Here is a 20,989-nt window from a genome sequence, read left to right as displayed (position 1 = left end):
TGGCAGGCCAGCTCCCACAGGGTTGCGTGTCGTTCACATCCTTTGTGATCAATACCATTAACTGTGGGAGCTGGCCTGCCAGCGATGCTTTTCACCACACGCCGATCTGCACCACTTTCTCGATTTCAGGCTCGCCATAACGAAACCGCTGCCCACGTAAATCAATTTCTTGATGGCTAATGGTCGTCCGCCGTTTCAACCCCCGCACCCACTCAAACAAATACCCCGCATGTTCCTCGCGCACCGAGGCATACGCCGGATCCGCCCCCAAATCCCGCAACTCCTGCGGATCATTCAGCAGGTCAAACAGCTGCGGCCTAAACCCGTCATATGCCAGGTATTTCCAGCGCTCGCTGCGAACCATGGTCATGCGGCAACGGTCAATCGGCTGCGCCAGTCGCTCCCGCGCCGGGGCCTGGAATGCGTAGTCGTATTCGCTGATCGCATAGCGGCGCCAGTCGGTTTCCACACCGTGCAGCAGGGGAATCAGCGAGCGCCCCTCAAGTCGATGGTCGGCGCTTGGCAAACCAAGTGCTTCAAGAAACGTCGGCAGTGCATCGATGGTTTCCACCAGTCGGTCGTCCACTGAGCCACGCGTGACATCGGCCTCCACGCGAGGATCGCGAACAATCAACGGAACGCCCACCGCCGGTTCCAGCAGAAACTCTTTCTCGCCCAGGTAATGGTCGCCGAGGAAGTCGCCGTGATCGCTGGTAAAAACAATCAACGTGTCGTCCCAACGGCCGCTGCTCTCAAGAAAATCGAACAACCGCCCAAGCTGATCGTCGACCTGTTTGATCAGGCCCATGTAGGTCGGAATAACGTTCAGGCGCACTTCATCGCGGGAGAAATTCAGGCTTTCTTCATGCTGACGAAACGCGTTGTACACCGGGTGATCGCTTTCTTCGCCAAGCGCTGCACGGATGGGCTCAACCACGTGCGAAGCGCCGTACAGCGCGTGATACGGCGCCGGGGCGATGTAGGGCCAATGGGGTTTGATGTACGACAGGTGCAGGCACCACGGTTGTTCGCCTTGCCCGGAGATGAAATCGATGGCGCGGTTGGTGGTGTAGGCAGTTTCTGAATGCTGCTCCGGGACGCGGGCCGGCAAATGAGCATTGCGCATGTGCCAGCCACTGAGTATTTCGCCCTGTTCACCTTCGGCGGCGTTGGCCCAGTCGTGCCACGGGTTGCGGCCTTCGAAACCGAGGTCGCGCAGGTAATGGGTGTAGGGCGCTGACTCGCGTTTGTCGTCGAACAGCGGGTCATCGGGAAAGATTCCGTCGTGGCGAAAGTACGCTTCGAATCCGACTTCGTTGAGCATTTCGGCCTGCTCGCCGAGCGGGTCGATCGCCAGTCGTTGCAAGGCATCCAGATTGGGCGTGGCGTGGGTCTTGCCGACCAGCGCGGTGCGAATACCGTGAGGCCGAAGGTAATCGCCGAGGGTCAATTCTTCCAGTGGCAACGGCACGGCGTTCCACGCCACTTGATGGCTGCTGACGTAACGCCCGGTGTAGGCCGACATGCGCGACGGCCCGCAGATCGTGCCTTGGGTGTAGGCGCGATTGAAGCGCACGCCGGCAGCGGCCAGGCGATCAATGTTCGGCGTGTGCAGATGGGGGTGGCCGTAGCAGGACAGGTAATCGCGGCGCAGTTGATCGCACATGATGTACAGCACGTTGCGCACAGGTTTTGGAGTGTTGGGCATGGGGTTCACCGATCGGAAGACAGGCGAGGGTTTTCGCTGGTGGGGTGGGGTTGGGGCAAGTGCATTTGGGGAATGGTTTTTATGCAGTAGTTGCATCGGTGACCGGGAAACCGCTATCGCGAGCAGGCTCGCTCCCACAGGGGGCCTGTGAACACCGGAGATCAAATGTGGGAGCGAGCCTGCTCGCGATAGCGGTAGCTCAGACAGCCAGATTCTCCAGCGAACACACCTCCTCATCCTGCGCATCCACCTCCTTGATCTGCGCAATCATCGCCTCGGCCAACGGCGATAACCGATACCCCGCGCGGCTGACAATGCCATAGCGGGTGTACATCTCCTCCAGATCATCCGCCAGCCCATCGATCTTCAAACACACCAACTCACCCTTGGCGTTGTGCAACGCATCTGAATAGGCGCCAACGATGCCAATCGCATCCGAACGCATCACCACACTCAGCAAGCTGTAGCTGTTTTCACATTCCACATTGGGTGTGAAATCCGGCCGGCCGCTCAAGTCGACGATGACTTTGCGCAGGTTCGGCGGGCGGATGGTCACCGCCATCGGATAGCTCATCAACTCTTGCGCGCTGACGCTCTCGCGACCAGCCAACGGATGCCCCGCACGGCAGCAGAAGTGCCATTTGCGCGGGCGCAAACGCTGGGTCAGGTAATCCGGATCCGCCTCGAACTGGCGGGTGTCGGCGACGAAGAATTCGAACTCTTCGCTGAGTAGTCGTTTGCTCAGGCTCTGCCAGTCATCCACCTGAAACTGCACCCGCGCTTTCGGGTAGCGCCCGATGAAGCTACCGATGGCTCGCGGAATCAATCCCGCCGCCGGCGCCGGCCCGCACCCGAAGCGCAACTCGCCCGCTTCCAGACCGTTGAACTGGCTGATCTCGTTGGCCATCTGCTGCGCGCCGCTGACCAGCCGCCGCGCATGTTCGAGCAACACCTGGCCTTGTTTGGTCGGCGCCAGGTCCTTGCGTCCGCGATCCACCAACTGGCACCCGACGCTGTGTTCCAGCGCCTGGATGCTGCGGCTGAACGCCGATTGCGACAGGTTCACGGCCATGGCGCCCGCGACAAAGCTGCGCTGTTCGGCGAGGGCGATGAAGTGACGGAGTTGACGCAAATCGATATGCATTTTTCACATAAAAAATATCGGGGAAATGCATTGGATATGCATTAGGTCGACTCCTTATAAAGGCAATCTCTTATGCAGTAAATCTTTGTAAAAACATAAATAAATAACTTTAAAGAATATGCAGGGCTGAAAAGTCGCTGTGCGTTTTTTGACCAGGAGCCGCTTAATGAGCCCGTTGACCCTTGCTTCACCCCTATCGCCTAGACGGCTCAAACACCTGCCCCTGGCCCTGTTGCTGGCGGGCAGCGCCCAGGCTTATGCAGCGGATACTGCGACCCCCGAAGCGGCTCCCACAGGCAAAACCGCGGCCGACAGTTCGCAGCTGGAAACCGTGACCGTCACCACCCGCCGCCGTGAAGAAAGTTCACAGGATGTGCCGACGCCGATGAGCGTGATCAGCGGCCAGGTGCTGGAAACGCAAAAGGTCTACCGCATCCAGGATCTGCAGCAACTGGTGCCCAGCGTCAACGTCGCCTACATGCATGCGCGCCAGTCGAGCGTGTCGATCCGCGGCCTCGGCAACAACCCGGCGAGCGATGGCCTGGAAGGCAGCGTCGGGTTATACATCGACAACGTTTACCTCGGCCGCCCGGGCATGGCGGTGTTCGACCTGATGGACATCGAGCAGCTCGAAGTGCTGCGCGGTCCGCAAGGCACGTTGTTCGGCAAAAACACCACCGCCGGCGTGATCAACATCAGCACCCGCGCACCAACGTTTACGCCTGAGCGCAGCATCGAAACCTCGGTGGGCGAGGACGGTTACTTCCAGACCAAGGGCACGATTTCCGGCCCGTTGAACGATGAGCTCGCCGGACGTTTTTCCGCCTACCGCACCCGCAGCGACGGCGACATCAAAAACGAATTCAACGGCCATGAGTTGAATGGCGGCTCGCGCGAAGGCTTCCGTGGGCAGTTGTTGTTCAAGCCGAACGAGTCATTCAGCCTGCGCTGGATCGGCGACTATAACGAAGAGGATTCCAGCGCCGGCACCCGCGTGTTGTACAACACCGGGCCGACCATCAATGGCGTCAACCTTTATCAGTCACGGGCCAATGCGGCCGGTGCGACGCTGGTCAACGGCACGCATCGCAAGGTGAATCTGGACAATGACCAGCACGTCACCGTGCATCAGGGCGGCACGTCGGTGGAGGCCAACTGGACGTTGCCGAACGACTTTACCCTGACGTCTGTCAGTTCCTACCGCTGGTGGAATTTCACCCCGCGCAACGACGATGGCTTGAACGTCCCGGCGACTTTTAACGCTGGCGTTTCGGTAGAAGATAAGCAGTATTCGCAGGAATTCCGTCTCGCATCGCCCAAGGGCGAATTCTTCGACTATGTGCTCGGCGCTTACTACTTCGGCTCCGACCTGGACAACAAATCCTTCGCCTATTACGGCCCGCAAGCGGACATCTGGAACGGCACCCCGCGCGGCGCGCTGGCCAATGTCGACAGCGTCGGTCACGGCCATATCGAAACCAACAGCTTCGCGCTGTTCGCCCAAGGCACCTGGCACCTCACCGAACGTCTGGATTTCACCGCCGGCGTGCGCGGCACCTACGAAGAGAAAAATGCCTGGGTCACCCGTGATGCGCCGCAGGGTGGTGCGGCGGTGACGGGCGCGGCGGCCACGGCACGACGCGGGCGCACCGGGGCGTATGACTCCGGCGATTTGAATCAGTACAGCTCAAGCCCTTCCGGACTGTTGAACCTCAGCTACCGCTTCACCGATGACTTGCTCGGTTATGCCACGTTGTCCCACGGCGAGAAATCCGGCGGGGTCAATCTCAGTGTCGGCTCGGCTCCGACTGCGGGCGCCGACTCGCTGCTGATCGGTACCGAGCGCGCCAACAATGCCGAACTCGGTTTCAAAAGCACGCTGTGGGACCGTCGCCTGCAACTCAACGCCAACGTCTTCTGGACCCAGGTCAACGCTTACCAGACCAACGCCTACGATGACGTCAACCGCGTGCAATACCTGACCAACGCCGGCTCCGTGCGCTCACGGGGCGTGGAATTCGAAAGCACGCTGATCCCGTTGCGCGGCCTGACGTTGAACATCAACGGCTCCTACAACGACGTCAGCTACCTCTCGTACAAAGATGCGCCATGCCCGCCCGAAGTCAGTCTCGCGCCAGGGGCTCCGGCGTCTTGCGATCTGAGCGGCCACCAAGTGGTCGGCGCCTCGAAATGGATCGGCAACGCCAACGGTGAATACAAGTGGAACCTGAGTAACGGCTTCGAAGAATACGTCACCGCCAGCTACGCCTTCCGTTCCAAAGCGGTGGGTACGGTGGAGGATTCCGACTACGGCCAGATTCCGAGTTATGCGGTGGTCAACTTATCCACAGGTCTGCGTGGTGACTTCAATCAGGGGCAGTGGGACGTCTCGCTGTGGCTGAAAAACGCCTTCGACAAGACCTATTACACGACGCTGTGGACCGGTGGGAATGGCGGCTATGAAGGCTTGCTTGGGACCCCGAGGACGCTGGGCGTGACCGGTCGTTATGACTTCTAGTGGCGATCCCGAAAAGCATGCTTGCGGCGAATATTTTCAATGCCTGGAAAGCATGCATTTTCTGGCTTGGTCCTGGAGCCCTTACAGGACAGGGCGTGCAGCGGACTGGTCTTTTTAAATATTCGTTTTTGATCTAACCCTAACTTTAAAGATTACTTTCAGAGATAAGCGTCTGCACCAATGATTCATCCATCGACACGTTTTGCGGGGGATGTCAGGCACGGCGTTTCGGGTTATTCGCAAAGAGACCGCAGGGAGTTAAACAATGGGCAATGTCCACACCGTCGCCAGTGCGTATGAGGTGCTTTGGCGCCAGGCACCGAGCGGTGAGTTGGTCGACCTCGGCCGACCGCACCGTGTGCCCTTGGGCCAGTTGCGTTTGCAGCGTGCGCCCAAGGGCATCTTGAGCCGGCGCGAGGCGATCCTGCTGGGTGTGCTGGCGCTGCTGGTGCACGGCGCGGTGATCTATTGGGTCAATCAGCAGCCGACCAAGGTGTTGCCGATCGTGCCACCGGAAATTCCTCCGATGACTATCGAGTTTTCGCGCCCGGCACCGCCCGTGGTCGAGCCGCCACCACCGCGGCCGGTTCAACCGGTTGTCGAACCGCCGCCTCCGGTGCAAGACGAGCTGGCCGTGAAACCGCCGCCACCGAAACCGATTCCCAAACCCAGGCCAGTAGCCAAACCGATACCGAAACCGGCCCCCAAAGCTGTCGAGCAACCGCCGGCACCGCCGCAACCTGCAGCGCCGGTCGCGGCCCCGGCGCTACCCGCGCCCGCACCGGTGACCCCGGCTTCGGCCAACGCCGCGTACTTGAAGAACCCGGCGCCGGAATACCCGTCCCTGGCCCAGCGTCGCGGTTGGGAAGGCACGGTGTTGCTACGGGTGCACGTACTCGCCAACGGCAAGCCCGGAGAAATCCAGATCCAGAAAAGCAGCGGCCGCGAAGCGCTGGACGACGCGGCCTTAAGCGCCGTGAAACGTTGGAGTTTTGTGCCGGCCAAGCAGGGTGATGTCGCCCAGGACGGCTGGGTCAGCGTGCCCATCGATTTCAAGATTCATTAAACCGAAACCTTTATTGCGCGAAATGTTTACACGAGGAATTCACCATGACGTTATTGGCATCTCCACTTGAGTCCATCGAAAGCGCGGTGATCTGGCTGCTGGTGGTTTTTTCCGTCGCCACCTGGGGTTTGGCCTTGCTCAAGGGCGTGCAGTTTGGTCGCCTCAAAGCGCAGGATCGCAAGTTTCACAAACAGTTCTGGGCCGCTTCGAGTCTCGAGTCGGCGGCGGAGTTGAGCGAGACCCAGCCCGGTGCAGCGGCCCGGGTGGCACAGGCCGGTTATGCAGCGATTCAGGTGGGTGAGGCGCCTCAGGCAACCGATTTGAGTCAGGCGATCAATCATCAGGACCGCCTTGAGCGGGCGTTGCGCCAACAGATTGTTCGCGAACGGCGCTCACTGGAAACCGGGTTGGCGGTCGTTGCGAGCATTGGCAGCACCTCGCCGTTCATTGGTTTGTTCGGCACGGTGTGGGGAATCATGGAAGCGTTGAAAGGCATCAGCGCAGCGGGCTCGGCCAGTCTTGAAACCGTCGCCGGGCCAATTGGTGCGGCGCTGGTGGCTACCGGTGTAGGGATTGCCGTCGCGGTGCCGGCGGTGCTGGTTTACAACTACTTTTTGCGTCGCTTGAAACTGACGGCAGCGGACCTGGATGACTTCGCCCATGACTTCTACAGCCTGGCGCAAAAGAGTTCGTTCCGCGTGTTGATCCACCCGACGGCACACAAAGTCGCCGCTCAGGGCACCACGCAAAAAGTGAAGGAGGCGTCCTGACATGGCCTTCTCCACGCAAGATAGTGACGAGGTACTGAGCGAGATCAACGTGACGCCACTGGTGGATGTGATGCTGGTGTTGCTGGTGGTGTTTATCGTCACCGCGCCGCTGCTGACTAACGCGATTCCGATCAACCTGCCCAAGACCGAGGCCGTGGCGCCGGTGGAGCAGAAAGACCCGCTGGTGGTGAGCATCGATGGCGCCGGAAAACTGTTTATCAACAAGGATGAAATTCAGCCGGATTTACTTGAGTTCAACCTGAAGTCGGCGAAGGCCAAGGACCCGCAAGTACGCGTGCAATTGCAGGCTGATGATGGGGTGAATTACGGCGAAGTGGCGCGGGCGATGGCTTCGATTGAGCGGGCAGGGATTACCAAATTGTCGGTGATTACCGCGCGTTAACAGATTTACGATTTCCGGGGCCGTCTCCTTGGCAGGGTGCGGCCCTTTTTTTATTCCGGGCCAAACACAAGACCCCTTGTAGGAGCGAGCCTGCTCGCGATGGCGTCGTCACGTCCGAAATTGATGGTGACTGACACACCGCTATCGCGAGCAGACTCGCTCCCACAGGGGATTTGTTTATTATTCGATATGGGTCTTAATAAATAGCTTCTTATTCCTTAACGAATATAACTCTCCTCCCTATACTCGTTCAGGAACAGACACGCAGCAGGAGAGTTCCCCCCATGCGCAACGAATCAATTCGCTACCTGATTGTGCCGGGCTGGCAAGGATCGCCGGAAGATCATTGGCAAAGCCACTGGCAGAACAGTCTGCCGAACAGCGCGCGCGTGGAGCAGGCCGACTGGCTGACGCCGCGTCGTGAAGACTGGGTTGCGGCGTTAGCCGAGGCGATTGCAGCCGACAGTACGCCGGTGATCTTGATTGCGCACAGTCTGGGTTGCATTACCGTTGCCCATTGGGCCGCCACAGCGCCGCTGCATTTTTTGCGTCAGGTTCGCGGTGCCTTGCTGGTCGCACCCGCGGACGTCGAGCGCCCGGCGTGCTCGCCGGCGCTGCGTAACTTCGCACCGATCCCGAGCCATTTGTTGCCCTTCCCGAGCCAGGTCGTCAGCTCCGACAACGACAGCGCCGTGAGTGCGCCGCGAGCCCTTGAACTGGCCCGCAACTGGGGCGCCGAGGCGGGGATTCTGTCGGGTGCCGGGCATATCAACGTGAAGTCCGGACACCAGCGCTGGGAGCAGGGTTTTGCCTATCTCTACCGCCTGCAAAACCGAATGGAACACCACGCCCTGCGACGCGCTTGAACCCTTTTCTTTTTTAAAAACGCCTACCCGTCTCCCGGCGGTTTTGGGCGGGAGTCTGCCATGAGTTTTGAAGCCTTCGGTCAGCCACTGCTGACCTTCCCCGACGCCGAAAAAAGCCCCCTCAGCATTCGCGCCAAGGCGCTGGTGTTTGTCGATCCACGCTCCCGGCAGTTGCGTCAGGAATTGGAGCAACTGGCACCGCGTTCGATCTCGGTATTGATCCGCGGTGAGACCGGCAGCGGCAAGGAATTGCTCGCGCGGCACATCCATCGCGCGAGTGATCGCGGCGGTTTATTCGTCTCGGTCAATTGCGGCGCTATCAGCCCGACCTATGCCGACGCCGAACTGTTCGGCTATGCCGCCGGCAGTTACAGCGGTGCGGCCAGCAGCCGCGCGGGCTGGTTCGGTTCGGCCAACGGTGGAACGCTCTATCTGGATGAGATCGGCGACTTGCCGCTGCCGATCCAGATCAAATTGCTCGCTGCCCTGGAAAACCACGAAGTCACCCGCGTTGGCGCGCCTCAGCCGAGCCCGGTGGACGTGCGCCTCGTCGCCGCCACCAGCATCGATCTGGCGCAAGCGGTGGCAGCGGGGAAATTCCATGAACGGCTTTATCACTACCTCAGCGAAGGCCAGCTCGAACTGCCGGCGTTGCGCGAGCGGGTCGGCGATATTCTTTCGCTGTCCGAATATTTCCTCGGCATCTACAGCCAACGCCTCGACCTGCCGGTGCCGCTGATCAGCGAGGCTGCGCAGCTGGTGCTGGAGCGGCACACTTGGCCGGGCAACACCCGGGAGCTGGAAAACGTCATTCACTTCGCGTTGCTGGTCAGCACCGGTGACGAGATTTTGCCGGAGCATTTGAATCTGCCTGAAGTGCCTGTGTCGTTGGTGCAGATTGAGCAGCAGGTCGCGCAAGTGAGCAAAAATGGCACGGCTGACGAGCGTTCAGCGCTCAAGGATTTGCTCGATAGCTTGAGCCGAACGCTGTAACCCTTCGGACTAGAGCTGTATGAACAAAATGGAATATGAAAGTGAATAAAAGATATTGTTCGGGAATAAAAAATCCCGGTATTGTCCGCTTCACGCCAGCGATAGCACTTCACTGGCACACGTACTAATTAGCCGTCGTCAATGACGACTGTGATTTTCGATAAGGACACTGCATGAAAAAGGTTCTGTTGTTCACCGCACTGGCGGCTGCCCTGACTGCGGGCCTGGCCCAGGCTGGCGAGAAACTGGTGGTGGCGGCGACCCCTGTTCCACACGCCGAGATTCTCGAACTGATCAAGCCAACCCTCGCCAAAGAAGGCGTGGACCTGGAAATCAAAGTGTTCACCGATTACGTTCAGCCCAACGTTCAGGTGGGCGAAAAGCGTCTGGACGCCAACTACTTCCAGACCAAGCCTTACCTGGACAGCTTCAACGCAGGCAAATACAAGGACGACAAAGCCAAATACCTGGTGACCGTTCAAGGTGTTCACGTTGAACCGTTCGGCGGCTACTCGAGCAAGTACAAGTCGCTGGCAGAACTGCCTGACGGCGCGACCATCGCCATTCCGAACGAAGGCAGCAACAGCGGCCGTGCGTTGATCCTGTTGCAGAAGGCAGGTCTGATCGAGCTGAAAGACCCGAAAAACGCCTTGGCCACGCCGAAAGACATCGCCAAGAACCCGCACAACTTCAAGTTCAAGGAACTGGAATCGGCCATGCTGCCACGCGTTCTGAAAGAAGTTGACCTGGACATGATCAACACCAACTACGCGCTGGAAGCCAAGTTGAACCCGACCAAGGATGCCTTGGTGATCGAAGGCGCGGATTCGCCTTACGTCAACTTCCTGGTGGCCCGTGAGGACAACAAGAACAGCGACGCAATCCAGAAGCTGGCCAAAGCCTTGACCAGCCCGGAAGTGAAAGCATTCATCGAGAAGAAGTACAGCGGCGCGGTACTGCCGGCGTTCTGATTCGCGAGGTAAACCCCTTCAAGGTTTCGAACGCCGACGGCTAGTAAAGCGTCGGCGTTTTTTTGCGTTCGAAAACCTGTGGCGAGGGAGCTTGTCGGATCGCCGCACCGTCCCGCTGGGTTGCGAAGCGACCCTGAAAACCTGAACATACGTTTCTTCAGGTACAGCGCTTTGACTGGTTTTGCGACTGCTGCACAGTCGAACGGGAGCAAGCTCCCTCGCCACAAAAGCAGCAGCGTACTCAGGCCACCCTGGCCTCCAGCGCCCGGCGCAACGCGACCAACAATTTCAAGATTTCCTGCGGGTCCAACCGCTTTGGCACTTTCACGTCAGCCATTTTTCTCTTCCTTGTGATGATTCGGCCGGGGGAGTCTGGCCAAAAGCTGTGCGTCCTTGGAGGGTCTTTTTGAAAAAAAGATCCCTCCTACAGCTGCAAGGAAAATAGTCGTCTTCCTTCGCCGCGGCAAATCCGCAGGATAGTTTTTTGCGTGATATCAATATGCTTTAACGGTATTTAAATTCTTCTTTTTATACCTTTAAAGTCTGTGCTTGCAGGGCAGTTAGCCACTGCCCATGGACTGCACCACCGTCGCTTACCCCTGCGACGTCCAGGATGTTCAATGAACTTCGATTACGCTTTTATCCTCAGCACCCTCCCGGCGTTTCTCAAAGCCGTGGGCGTGACGCTGCAGGTCGGCTTTATCGCCATCGGCACCTCGCTGCTGGTGGCGCTGATCAACGCGACGATTCTGGTGTTTCGCACGCCCTACCTGCAACGGCTGGTCGGGCTCTACGTCGAGCTGGCGCGCAACACCCCGCTGCTCATTCAGCTGTTCTTCGTGTATTTCGCCTTACCGGCACTGGGTATCAAGGTCTCGGGGTTCGCCGCAGCGATCATCACCATGACCTTTCTCGGCGGCGCTTACCTGACCGAAGTGCTGCGCGCCGGCGTCGATGCGGTGCCTCAGGCGCAACTCGAATCCGGCCGCTCCATCGGTTTGTCCCACGGGCAATTACTGCGCTACGTGATCCTGCCGCAAGCCGGGATTCTCAGCCTGCCGTCGCTGTTCGCCAATTTCATCTTCCTGCTCAAGGAAACCACCGTGGTCTCGGCGGTGGCGGTGCCGGAGATCCTCTACACCACCAAAAGCTACATCGCGCTCTACTACAAAACCTACGAAATGCTCGCCGTGCTGACGCTGATTTGCGTGCTGTTGTTCTTGCCGCTGTCGCTGCTGCTCAGCCGTCTGGAAAGGAGGCTCCAGCATGGCCAGTTCGGGTCTTGAATTGCTCTGGGTGTCGTTGCCGCAATTGGGCAAGGGCGCGGCGCAAACCTTGTCGATCTCCTTTCTGAGCATCGCCATCAGCACCGTTGGCGGCGTGTTCTACGGCGTGTTGCGCACGCTGAATTCGAAATGGTTGAACGCGATCCTGCGGGTCTACCTGGAATTGTTCCGGGCGATCCCGGTACTGGTCTGGTTGTACCTGCTGTTTTTTGGCCTGCCGATTTTTTTCGGCCTGAGCATTCCGAGCTTCTGGTGCGCGGTGCTGGTGCTGTCGCTGTGGGGCGCCAGCGAAGTCGGCGAAGTGGTGCGTGGCGCGTTGCATTCGTTACCCAGCGGGCAGCGTGAAGCCGGGTTGTCGATTGGCCTGGACGGCCCGCAACTCTACGGCTACGTGCTGCTGCCCCAGGCGCTGAAACGCATGACGCCGCCGACCATCAACGTCTACACGCGCATCATCAAGACCAGCTCCCTGGCGGTGCTGATCGGTGTGGTGGACGTGATCAAGGTCGGCCAGCAAATCATCGAGCGCACCTACGAATCCGTGCTGATCTACGGCGCGCTGTTCCTGTTTTTCTTTTTCATTTGCTACCCGCTGTCGGCCGCCTCGCGCGTGCTGGAGCGGCGCTGGACGCAAGCATGAGCGCATTGATCGAGTTCAAGGGTTTCAACAAGTTTTTCGGCGAGCAACAAGTGCTGGACGGCATCGACCTGCACGTGAAGTCAGGCGAAGTGATCGTCATCCTCGGCCCCAGCGGCTGTGGCAAAAGCACCTTGCTGCGCTGCCTCAACGGCCTGGAAGTCGCGCACAGCGGCAGCCTGAACTTTGCCGGCCGCGAGCTGCTGAGCAAGGGCACCGACTGGCGTGAAGTGCGCCAGCAGATCGGCATGGTGTTCCAGAGTTATCACCTGTTCCCGCACATGAGCGTGCTCGACAACCTGCTGCTCGGCCCGGTCAAAGTGCAGAAACGCGACCCCCGGGAAGCCCGCGACCAGGCTGAAACCCTGCTGGCGCGCGTGGGCTTGCTGGACAAGCGCGACGCCTTCCCGCGTCAGCTCTCCGGCGGCCAGCAGCAACGCATCGCCATCGTCCGTTCGCTGTGCATGAACCCCAAAGTCATGCTCTTCGACGAAGTCACCGCCGCCCTTGATCCGGAAATGGTCAAGGAGGTGCTGGAAGTCATCCAGGGCCTGGCCCGCGAGGGCATGACCCTGCTGATCGTCACCCACGAAATGGCCTTTGCCCGCGCCGTGGCGGACCGAATTGTGTTCATGGATGCCGGGCGAATCCTCGAACAAAACCCTCCCGAGATTTTCTTTACGAACCCGCAAACCGCACGAGCGCAGCAGTTCCTGGAGAAGTTCTCCTACGTTGCCGCTTTACCCAAAACGACTCAAACAAAGGAACTGGAACCGCTATGAAAACTGCCAAGACTTCACTGCTGCTACTCCCGCTGCTCGGCCTCGCGTTGCTGGCCGGTTGCAACAAAACCGAAGAACCCGCCAAGCCTGCGGCCACCGCCAGCTACCTGGAAAAGATCAAGGCGCGGGACAAGCTGATCGTTGGCGTCTTCACTGACAAACCGCCGTTTGGTTTCGTCAATGAGGCCGGGCGTTATGTGGGTTTCGATACCGACATCGGCCGTCAATTTGCCAAGGACTTATTGGGCGATGAGAACAAGGTCGAGTTCGTCGCGGTGGAACCGGCCAGCCGGATTCCGTTCCTGCAAAGCGACAAGGTCGACCTGATCCTGGCCAACATGACGGTGACCCCGGAGCGCAAGGAAGCGGTGGAATTCACCAACCCGAACCTCAAGGTCGCGGTACAGGCACTGGTCCCGCAAGCCAGCACGGTGAAAAACCTCGATGACCTGGCGACTCGCACCACCATCGTGACCACGGGCACAACAGCCGACATCTGGCTGACCAAGAATCACCCGGACTGGAAACTGCTGAAGTTCGAGAAAAACTCCGAATCGCTGCAAGCCCTGGCCAACGGGCGTGGCGATGCGTATGCACAGGACAATCTGGTGCTGTTCAGCTGGGCCAAGCAGAACCCTGGCTACCGTGTGCTGAGCCAGACGCTGGGCGCCGAAGCACCGATTGCGCCGGCGGTGAAGAAGGGCAATATCGAACTGCGCGATTGGGTGAATGCTGAATTGGCGAAGCTGGGCGAGGAGAAGTATTTGCTCAAGCTGTATGACCAATATGTGCGTAAAGAGCTGAGTGATGACGCCAAGCCTGAGAGCGTGATTGTCGAGGGTGGGAAGTGGCAGGGTTGAGTCTTCAACCTTTGCGGTGATCTTTGGGCCCTCATCGCGAGCAGGCTCGCTCCCACATTAGACCGTGTCCGTCGGGACAACTCGGTCAACTGTGGGAGCGAGCCTGCTCGCGATAGCGGTGGTTCAAGCGCCGCTTAATCCGGCCAATGCCACGCCGGCTCATCCAGCGACCGCTGCCCGACAATCCCGGTCTGGCCCAGGTTCTTCTCCAGCACAATGCAATTGCATTCCGGATCTTTCTGCAACGCCGAGATCAACCGCCGCGCATGGGACACCACCCACACCTGACATTGCTCCGACGCCCGGATAATCAGCCGCGCCAACGCCGGCAGCAGGTCCGGGTGCAGACTGGTTTCCGGCTCGTTCAACACCATCAGCGTCGGCGGCCGAGGCGTCAGCAGTGCCGCCACCAGCAGCAAATAACGCAATGTCCCGTCCGACAACTCGGCTGCCGACAACGGCCGCAGCAATCCTTCCTGGAAAAACTCAATTGCAAACCGCCCGCCCTGTAACGGCGCGATGTTCAATCGCGCACCGGGGAACGCGTCGCTGATCGCAGACTGCAGCGCCTCGGGATCGCCGATTTCACGAATCGTCTGCAACGCGGCGGCGAGGTCGCGACCATCGTGATGCAACACCGGTGTGCGGGTGCCCAGTTGCGGTTGGCGCACCGGGGCATCGGCATCGCTGCGAAAGTGATCGTAGAAGCGCCAGCGACGGATGAACTCACGCAATTGCATGACTTCCGGCGAGGTGCGGAAATTGCCGACCTGATCGAACAGGCTGTCGAAACTCGGCGTGTGCTGGGCCAGCACGTCCCAGTCGCGGTCGACCCGGGCGCGGATCATCGGGCCGTTGCGTTCCACCATGAGACTGGCCGGGCGATACAACGGACCGTTCCAGATGCATTCCTTTTTGATCTCCGGGTCTAGAGAGAACTCGGACAGGCTCGGCTCCGGCAAGCCCAGTGCGATCGAATAACTGAAATCCTCACCGGCAAACCCCAGGCGCAGGCGTTTGACGCCGTGGCGCACGGTCGCCTCAATCGGGACTTCGCCATTGCGCATGCGCCGGGTGATGGTTTCCGGCCCGGCCCAGAATGTCGAATCCAGCCCTCCCTCGCGGGCCAACGCATTGACGACGCCGCCCTGAGCGGTTTCCGCCAGCAGCCGCAACGCGCGGTAGAGGTTGGATTTGCCGCTGCCGTTGGGGCCGGTGATCAGGTTCAGCCGGCCCAGCGGAATCACCAATTTATTGATCGAGCGGTAATTGGCCACCGCGAGGGTTTTGAGCATAAGCGCTTCCTGCTGCGTAGTTGGCAAGTTTGCCTTATTGTCGCAAACACCGTGATCTCACTAGCGAGCTTTTGTGGCGAGCGAGCTTGTTCCGGGCGGCGTTCCGACGTTGGGCTGCGAAGCGGCCCCAAAGCCATCCAAAGGTGTATCAGGCAAAACGGAAAGAAGATTTTGCGTCTGCTGCGCAGCCGAGCGGGAGCAAGCTCCCTCGCCACAGGTAAGCCTATTGGCGAAGGGGGTGTAGTAAACCTGTGCACCCGCGGAACCCTGTTCTAAGCTCACAGTCGTATCGCCATTGGCACGTCCGTACAACGCAAAGGAGTCTGCATGGCTGGTCCCGGATTGAAAACAGTGGTTGGCCTGAGCCTCGTTGCCCTGCTGAGTGCCTGTGGCGATAAACCCCAGGTCGAGAAGGACCGTCCCCGGGTGTTCGTGCAGGAGGTCAAACCCGCGGATTACGCCGCGTCGGTGACGCTCACCGGCGACGTTCAGGCCCGGGTCCAGACTGAATTGTCGTTCCGCGTGGGCGGCAAGATCATTCAGCGCATGGTCGATGTCGGTGACCGGGTGTCGGCCAAGCAAGTGCTGGCCAGGCTCGATCCCAAGGACTTGCAGACCAACGTCGACTCGGCCCAGGCCCAGGTTGTCGCCGAGCAGGCCCGGGTCAAACAGACCGCCGCCGCGTTCGTTCGCCAGCAAAAACTCCTGCCCAAGGGCTACACCAGCCAAAGTGAATACGATTCCGCCCAAGCTGCCTTGCGCAGCAGTCAGAGCGCGTTGACCGCCGCTCAGGCGCAACTGGCCAACGCCCGCGATCAACTGCGCTACACCGCGCTGATTGCCGATGCTCCGGGGGTGATTACTGCACGACAGGCCGAGGTCGGCCAGGTGGTGCAGGCGACGGTGCCGATTTTCAGCCTGGCCCGTGACGGTGAGCGTGACGCGGTGTTCAACGTCTACGAAGCGCTGCTGACCGAGGCGCCGGAGGATAAAACCGTCGTGGTCAGCCTGCTCGACAACCCGGCGATCAAAACCACCGGCACCGTGCGGGAAGTCACCCCGGCCGTGTCCGCGCAGACCGGCACCGTGCAAGTCAAAGTCACCCTTGACGGTCTGCCGGAAGGCATGCAATTGGGCTCGGTGGTGAGCGCCACGGCGAAGACGCCGGGCAAATCCGCCGTGGAATTGCCGTGGTCGGCGCTGACCAAAAACCTCAGCGATCCGGCGGTATGGCTGGTGGACGGTGAAGGCAAGGCGCAACTGCACACCATCACGGTTGGTCGCTACCTGATCGGCAAAGTGATCATCAGCGCCGGTCTGCAGGGTGGCGAAAAAGTCGTCATCGCGGGTGGCCAGTTGCTGCACCCCGGTGTGAAAGTCGAAATCGCCGAAAACACCTACAAGGATTTAGCAGTGGAAGCCCAGCCATGAAGCGTCTGTTACTGGTGTGCACCGCGGTAATGCTGGTGGCCTGCTCGGAAAAAGAACCACCGCCAGAGCCGGTGCGCCCGGTGCTGTCGGTCAAGGTCCAGGCGCTGGATGAGGAAAATCTCGGCCGCTTCGCCGGCAGCATCCAGGCCCGCTATGAAAGCAATACCGGATTCCGTGTGCCGGGGCGCATCGCCAGCCGTAGCGTCGATGTCGGTGCCGAAGTCGAAAAGGGCGCCTTACTCGCCACGCTCGACCCCACCGATCAGCAGAACCAGTTACGTTCCGCCCAGGGCAATCTGGCCAGCGTCCAGGCGCAACTGATCAACGCCCAGGCCAATGCCCGACGCCAAAAGGAGTTGTTCGATCGCGGCGTCGGCGCCCAGGCGCAACTCGACATCGCGCAGACTGACCTTAAAACCACCCAGGCGTCCCTCGATCAAGCGCAGGCGGCGGTCGATCAAGCCAAGGACCAACTCAATTACGTCGAACTGCGCGCCGACCATAAAGCCGTGGTGACTGCGTGGAATGCCGAAGCCGGGCAAGTTGTCACCGCCGGCCAGCAGGTGGTGACCCTGGCGCAGCCAGACATCAAGGAAGCCGTGATCGACTTGCCGGACACTTTGGTCGACCAGCTGCCAACCGACGTCGTGTTTCAAGTCGCGGCCCAACTGGACCCGAGAATAACCACCACCGCCACCGTTCGTGAAATCGAACCTCAGGCCCAAAGTGCGACCCGCACCCGTCGAGCCCGCTTGACCCTGACCGACACACCGCCCGGTTTTCGCCTGGGCACCGCGATCAGCGTCACCCTCAGCTCTGCGATCAAACCGCGCATTGAACTGCCCTTGAGTGCGCTACAGGAGGTTGATGGCAAAACCCGCATCTGGGTCATTGATGCGCAGACCCAGACCGTTGCGCCACGAGACGTCAGCCTGGTCAGCCGCACGGATTCAACGATGATCCTGGCCAGTGGCGTGAAGTCCGGTGAGCGGGTGGTCAGCGCCGGTGTGCACAGCCTGAAACCCGGGCAAAAAGTGAAAATCGATGAGGACAGTCCACAATGAAAGGGAGTTTCAACTTATCCGAATGGGCCCTCAAGCATCAGTCGTTTGTCTGGTATTTGATGTTCGTCGCGCTGCTGATGGGCGTGTTCTCGTACATGAACCTGGGCCGCGAGGAAGACCCGTCGTTCACCATCAAGACCATGGTCATCCAGACCCGCTGGCCGGGCGCGACCCAGGAAGAAACCCTCAAGCAGGTCACTGACCGCATCGAGAAAAAGCTCGAGGAACTCGACTCCCTCGACTACGTGAAAAGCTATACGCGGCCCGGTGAATCGACAGTGTTCGTCAACCTGCGCGACACCACCAGTGCCAAGGACATCCCGGAAATCTGGTACCAGGTGCGCAAGAAGATCAACGACATTCGCGGCGACTTCCCCCAAGGCCTGCAAGGGCCGGGGTTCAACGACGAATTCGGTGATGTGTTCGGTTCGGTCTACGCCTTTACCGCCGACGGTTTGTCGATGCGCCAGTTGCGCGACTACGTGGAACAAGTCCGCGCCCAAATCCGTGAGGTGCCGGGGCTGGGCAAGGTCGAGATGGTCGGTGAGCAGGACGAGGTCCTCTACCTGAATTTCTCCACCCGCAAACTGGCGGCGCTGGGCATTGATCAGCGCCAGGTGGTGCAAAGCCTGCAAACCCAGAACGCGGTGACCCCGGCCGGGGTGATCGAGGCCGGACCGGAGCGCATCTCGGTGCGCACTTCGGGGCAGTTCGCTTCCGAGAAAGACCTGGCCAACGTCAACCTGCGGCTCAATGATCGCTTTTACCGTTTGGCCGACATCGCCGAGATCAGCCGTGGCTATGTTGACCCGGCGACACCGGAATTCCGCTACAACGGCCATCCGGGCATCGGCCTCGCCATCGCCATGAAGAAGGGCGGCAACATCCAGGAGTTCGGCAAGGCGTTGCATCAGCGCATGACCGACCTGACCGCAGACTTGCCGGTGGGCGTCGGTGTGTACACGGTGTCCGACCAGGCCCAAGTGGTGGAAAAAGCCGTCGGCGGCTTCACCAGTGCCTTGTTCGAAGCGGTGGTGATCGTGCTCATCGTCAGCTTCGTCAGCCTCGGTGTGCGCGCCGGGTTGGTGGTCGCGTGCTCGATCCCGCTGGTGCTGGCGATGGTTTTCATCTTCATGGAATACAGCGGCATCACCATGCAGCGGATTTCCCTCGGCGCGCTGATCATCGCCCTCGGCCTGCTGGTGGACGACGCAATGATTACCGTCGAGATGATGGTCACGCGCCTGGAAATGGGCGAGACCAAGGAGCAGGCGGCGACGTTTGCCTACACCTCGACCGCCTTCCCGATGCTTACCGGTACGTTGGTGACGGTGGCTGGTTTCGTGCCCATCGGGTTGAACGCCAGTTCGGCAGGCGAGTACACCTTTACGTTGTTTGCGGTGATCGCCGTGGCGATGCTGGTGTCGTGGATTGTCGCCGTGTTGTTCGCTCCGGTGATCGGTGTGCACATCCTCAGTGCCAAGGTGAAGCCCCATGACGCCGAGCCGGGCCGTATCGGCCGGGCGTTCAATTACGGCATGTTCTGGGCGATGCGCAATCGTTGGTGGGCCATCGGCATCACAATTGCGCTGTTCGTGGCGTCGGTGTTTTCCATGCAGTTCGTGCAGAACCAGTTCTTCCCGTCTTCGGACCGCCCGGAAATCCTCGTCGACCTCAACCTGCCGCAAAACGCCTCGATTGCCGAAACCCGCAAGGCGGTGGACAAGCTTGAAGCGACGCTCAAAGACGATCCGGACATCGTGCGCTGGAGCACTTACATCGGCGAGGGTGCGATCCGTTTCTACCTGCCTCTCGACCAGCAATTGCAGAACCCGTACTACGCGCAATTGGTGATCGTCAGCAAAGGCCTTGAGTCGCGTAACGTCCTCAGCCAGCGCTTGCGCGAGCGGCTGCGCAAAGATTTCGTCGGTATCGGCAGCTACGTCCAGGCGCTGGAAATGGGCCCGCCGGTAGGTCGCCCGATTCAGTACCGGGTCAGCGGCAAGGACATCGATCAGGTGCGCAAGCACGCCATTGCGCTGGCCACCGAACTGGACAAGAACTCGCACATCGGCGAGATCATTTACGACTGGAACGAACCGGGCAAGGTCCTGCGCATCGACATTGCACAGGACAAGGCGCGCCAACTGGGGCTGTCGTCGGAAGACGTGGCCAACCTGATGAACAGCATCGTCGTCGGCTCGCCGGTGACTCAGGTCGATGACGATATCTACCTGATCAACGTGGTGGGCCGCGCGGTGGACGCGGAGCGCGGCACGCCGGAAACCCTGCAGAACTTGCAGATCGTGACGCCGGGCGGCACGTCGATTCCGCTGCTGGCGTTCGCCACGGTGCGCTACGAACTCGAGCAGCCGCTGGTCTGGCGCCGTGACCGCAAGCCGACCATCACGATCAAGGCGGCGGTGCGCGACGAGATTCAGCCGACCGATCTGGTGAAACAGCTCAAGCCTGACATCGATAAATTCGCTGCCGGTTTGCCGGTGGGTTACTCGGTCGCCACGGGCGGCACGGTGGAGGAAAGCGGCAAGGCCCAGGGGCCGATTGCCAAGGTGGTGCCGTTGATGCTGTTCCTCATGGCGACCTTCCTCATGATCCAGCTGCACAGCGTGCAGAAGCTGTTCCTGGTGGCCAGCGTCGCGCCGCTCGGGCTGATTGGTGTGGTGCTGGCGCTGATCCCGACAGGTACGCCGATGGGCTTTGTGGCGATCCTGGGGATTCTGGCGCTGATCGGCATCATCATCCGCAACTCGGTGATTCTGGTGACGCAGATTGATGCCCTGGAGAAAGAGGGCCTTGCACCGTGGGATGCCGTGGCGCAGGCCACGGAGCATCGGCGCCGGCCAATTCTGCTGACGGCTGCGGCGGCCAGTCTGGGGATGATCCCGATTGCCCGAGAAGTGTTCTGGGGGCCGATGGCGTACGCGATGATTGGCGGGATCATTATTGCGACGTTGCTGACGCTGCTGTTTTTGCCGGCGCTTTACGTCGCCTGGTACAAAATCCGCGAGCCGAAGAAAGGTGATCGGCTTGAGACCCACCCTAACCCTCTCCCCAGGGGGTAGAGGGGACTGACCGAGGTGTTCCTGAGAAATTTTGCGCCCGGGGAAATTGAGTTGAACTCAGGTTTTGAAAAGCTTGAAGATCTGCTCCCTTTCCCCCTCGCCCCTTTGGGGC

17 protein-coding genes are annotated in these 20,989 nt (G+C 60.1%); 14 read left to right on the top strand and 3 right to left on the bottom strand.

Annotated features, from left to right (window positions below):
• Positions 1-91: 91 nt before the first annotated feature.
• The gene (locus ACRC4F_RS24470) at positions 92-1,708 is read right to left on the bottom strand and encodes an alkaline phosphatase family protein (protein WP_438661666.1); all 1,617 of its coding nucleotides are present in this window, start codon (positions 1,706-1,708) and stop codon (positions 92-94) included.
• A gap of 199 nt (positions 1,709-1,907) precedes the next feature.
• Positions 1,908-2,852 (bottom strand): LysR family transcriptional regulator, encoded by a 945-nt coding sequence (locus ACRC4F_RS24465; protein WP_438661665.1) that lies wholly within the window; start codon positions 2,850-2,852, stop codon positions 1,908-1,910.
• 166 nt (positions 2,853-3,018) lie between these two features.
• Between ACRC4F_RS24465 and ACRC4F_RS24460 the strand changes: the two genes are divergently transcribed.
• The 11 genes from ACRC4F_RS24460 to ACRC4F_RS24410 all read left to right on the top strand — a co-directional run bounded on the left by ACRC4F_RS24460 (position 3,019) and on the right by ACRC4F_RS24410 (position 14,004).
• Positions 3,019-5,370, top strand: a complete 2,352-nt coding sequence (locus ACRC4F_RS24460) for a TonB-dependent receptor (RefSeq protein ID WP_438661664.1) — start codon at positions 3,019-3,021, stop codon at positions 5,368-5,370.
• A 265-nt stretch (positions 5,371-5,635) separates the two neighbouring features.
• Entirely contained in the window at positions 5,636-6,436 is an 801-nt protein-coding gene (locus ACRC4F_RS24455; RefSeq protein ID WP_438661663.1) for an energy transducer TonB, read from the top strand.
• A 44-nt stretch (positions 6,437-6,480) separates the two neighbouring features.
• On the top strand, positions 6,481-7,206 hold the full coding sequence (locus ACRC4F_RS24450) for a MotA/TolQ/ExbB proton channel family protein (RefSeq protein WP_438661662.1): 726 nt from the start codon (positions 6,481-6,483) through the stop codon (positions 7,204-7,206).
• 1 nt (position 7,207) lies between these two features.
• A complete protein-coding gene (locus tag ACRC4F_RS24445; RefSeq protein ID WP_162441151.1) occupies positions 7,208-7,609 on the top strand; it encodes an ExbD/TolR family protein in 402 nt (133 codons plus the stop codon).
• A gap of 284 nt (positions 7,610-7,893) precedes the next feature.
• The gene (locus ACRC4F_RS24440; protein WP_438661661.1) at positions 7,894-8,475 is read left to right on the top strand and encodes an alpha/beta hydrolase; all 582 of its coding nucleotides are present in this window, start codon (positions 7,894-7,896) and stop codon (positions 8,473-8,475) included.
• A gap of 60 nt (positions 8,476-8,535) precedes the next feature.
• Positions 8,536-9,468: a sigma 54-interacting transcriptional regulator gene (locus ACRC4F_RS24435; protein WP_438661660.1), complete on the top strand. Its 933-nt coding sequence runs from the start codon at positions 8,536-8,538 to the stop codon at positions 9,466-9,468.
• A gap of 173 nt (positions 9,469-9,641) precedes the next feature.
• Positions 9,642-10,439, top strand: a complete 798-nt coding sequence (locus tag ACRC4F_RS24430; RefSeq protein ID WP_438661659.1) for a MetQ/NlpA family ABC transporter substrate-binding protein — start codon at positions 9,642-9,644, stop codon at positions 10,437-10,439.
• A 620-nt stretch (positions 10,440-11,059) separates the two neighbouring features.
• On the top strand, positions 11,060-11,725 hold the full coding sequence (locus tag ACRC4F_RS24425) for an amino acid ABC transporter permease (RefSeq protein WP_008148239.1): 666 nt from the start codon (positions 11,060-11,062) through the stop codon (positions 11,723-11,725).
• Entirely contained in the window at positions 11,706-12,365 is a 660-nt protein-coding gene (locus ACRC4F_RS24420; protein ID WP_438661658.1) for an amino acid ABC transporter permease, read from the top strand. Before ACRC4F_RS24425 ends, ACRC4F_RS24420 begins: the two co-directional genes overlap by 20 nt.
• Positions 12,362-13,144, top strand: coding sequence for an amino acid ABC transporter ATP-binding protein (locus tag ACRC4F_RS24415; protein WP_438661657.1), 783 nt, complete (start codon positions 12,362-12,364; stop codon positions 13,142-13,144). Before ACRC4F_RS24420 ends, ACRC4F_RS24415 begins: the two co-directional genes overlap by 4 nt.
• Positions 13,141-14,004: a transporter substrate-binding domain-containing protein gene (locus ACRC4F_RS24410; protein ID WP_438661656.1), complete on the top strand. Its 864-nt coding sequence runs from the start codon at positions 13,141-13,143 to the stop codon at positions 14,002-14,004. Before ACRC4F_RS24415 ends, ACRC4F_RS24410 begins: the two co-directional genes overlap by 4 nt.
• A 134-nt stretch (positions 14,005-14,138) precedes the next feature.
• On the opposite strand, the gene ACRC4F_RS24405 is transcribed toward ACRC4F_RS24410, so the two are convergent.
• Entirely contained in the window at positions 14,139-15,299 is a 1,161-nt protein-coding gene (locus ACRC4F_RS24405) for an AAA family ATPase (protein WP_438661655.1), read from the bottom strand.
• 327 nt (positions 15,300-15,626) lie between these two features.
• Between ACRC4F_RS24405 and ACRC4F_RS24400 the strand changes: the two genes are divergently transcribed.
• From ACRC4F_RS24400 to ACRC4F_RS24390, 3 genes are read left to right on the top strand one after another with little or no spacing between them, the layout of a single operon-like run.
• The gene (locus ACRC4F_RS24400; RefSeq protein ID WP_438661654.1) at positions 15,627-16,730 is read left to right on the top strand and encodes an efflux RND transporter periplasmic adaptor subunit; all 1,104 of its coding nucleotides are present in this window, start codon (positions 15,627-15,629) and stop codon (positions 16,728-16,730) included.
• Positions 16,727-17,794, top strand: a complete 1,068-nt coding sequence (locus tag ACRC4F_RS24395; protein ID WP_438661653.1) for an efflux RND transporter periplasmic adaptor subunit — start codon at positions 16,727-16,729, stop codon at positions 17,792-17,794. Before ACRC4F_RS24400 ends, ACRC4F_RS24395 begins: the two co-directional genes overlap by 4 nt.
• Complete coding sequence (locus ACRC4F_RS24390) at positions 17,791-20,877, top strand: efflux RND transporter permease subunit (RefSeq protein WP_438661652.1); 3,087 nt, start codon at positions 17,791-17,793, stop codon at positions 20,875-20,877. The genes ACRC4F_RS24395 and ACRC4F_RS24390 overlap by 4 nt, the downstream gene beginning before the upstream one ends.
• Positions 20,878-20,989: the final 112 nt, after the last annotated feature.

It is taken from the genome of Pseudomonas sp., assembly GCF_051660785.1.
Taxonomy (GTDB): Bacteria; Pseudomonadota; Gammaproteobacteria; order Pseudomonadales; family Pseudomonadaceae; genus Aquipseudomonas.
The sequence above is the reverse complement of the archived record's forward strand: the minus strand, read 5'-3'. Positions and strand labels throughout refer to the sequence as shown.

Coding starts and splice junctions, on each gene's coding strand:
- ACRC4F_RS24470 (WP_438661666.1), bottom strand. CDS start 1,708: ATGCCCAACACTCCAAAACCTGTGCGCAACGTGCTGTACATCATGTGC.
- ACRC4F_RS24465 (WP_438661665.1), bottom strand. CDS start 2,852: ATGCATATCGATTTGCGTCAACTCCGTCACTTCATCGCCCTCGCCGAA.
- ACRC4F_RS24460 (WP_438661664.1), top strand. CDS start 3,019: ATGAGCCCGTTGACCCTTGCTTCACCCCTATCGCCTAGACGGCTCAAA.
- ACRC4F_RS24455 (WP_438661663.1), top strand. CDS start 5,636: ATGGGCAATGTCCACACCGTCGCCAGTGCGTATGAGGTGCTTTGGCGC.
- ACRC4F_RS24450 (WP_438661662.1), top strand. CDS start 6,481: ATGACGTTATTGGCATCTCCACTTGAGTCCATCGAAAGCGCGGTGATC.
- ACRC4F_RS24445 (WP_162441151.1), top strand. CDS start 7,208: ATGGCCTTCTCCACGCAAGATAGTGACGAGGTACTGAGCGAGATCAAC.
- ACRC4F_RS24440 (WP_438661661.1), top strand. CDS start 7,894: ATGCGCAACGAATCAATTCGCTACCTGATTGTGCCGGGCTGGCAAGGA.
- ACRC4F_RS24435 (WP_438661660.1), top strand. CDS start 8,536: ATGAGTTTTGAAGCCTTCGGTCAGCCACTGCTGACCTTCCCCGACGCC.
- ACRC4F_RS24430 (WP_438661659.1), top strand. CDS start 9,642: ATGAAAAAGGTTCTGTTGTTCACCGCACTGGCGGCTGCCCTGACTGCG.
- ACRC4F_RS24425 (WP_008148239.1), top strand. CDS start 11,060: ATGAACTTCGATTACGCTTTTATCCTCAGCACCCTCCCGGCGTTTCTC.
- ACRC4F_RS24420 (WP_438661658.1), top strand. CDS start 11,706: ATGGCCAGTTCGGGTCTTGAATTGCTCTGGGTGTCGTTGCCGCAATTG.
- ACRC4F_RS24415 (WP_438661657.1), top strand. CDS start 12,362: ATGAGCGCATTGATCGAGTTCAAGGGTTTCAACAAGTTTTTCGGCGAG.
- ACRC4F_RS24410 (WP_438661656.1), top strand. CDS start 13,141: ATGAAAACTGCCAAGACTTCACTGCTGCTACTCCCGCTGCTCGGCCTC.
- ACRC4F_RS24405 (WP_438661655.1), bottom strand. CDS start 15,299: ATGCTCAAAACCCTCGCGGTGGCCAATTACCGCTCGATCAATAAATTG.
- ACRC4F_RS24400 (WP_438661654.1), top strand. CDS start 15,627: ATGGCTGGTCCCGGATTGAAAACAGTGGTTGGCCTGAGCCTCGTTGCC.
- ACRC4F_RS24395 (WP_438661653.1), top strand. CDS start 16,727: ATGAAGCGTCTGTTACTGGTGTGCACCGCGGTAATGCTGGTGGCCTGC.
- ACRC4F_RS24390 (WP_438661652.1), top strand. CDS start 17,791: ATGAAAGGGAGTTTCAACTTATCCGAATGGGCCCTCAAGCATCAGTCG.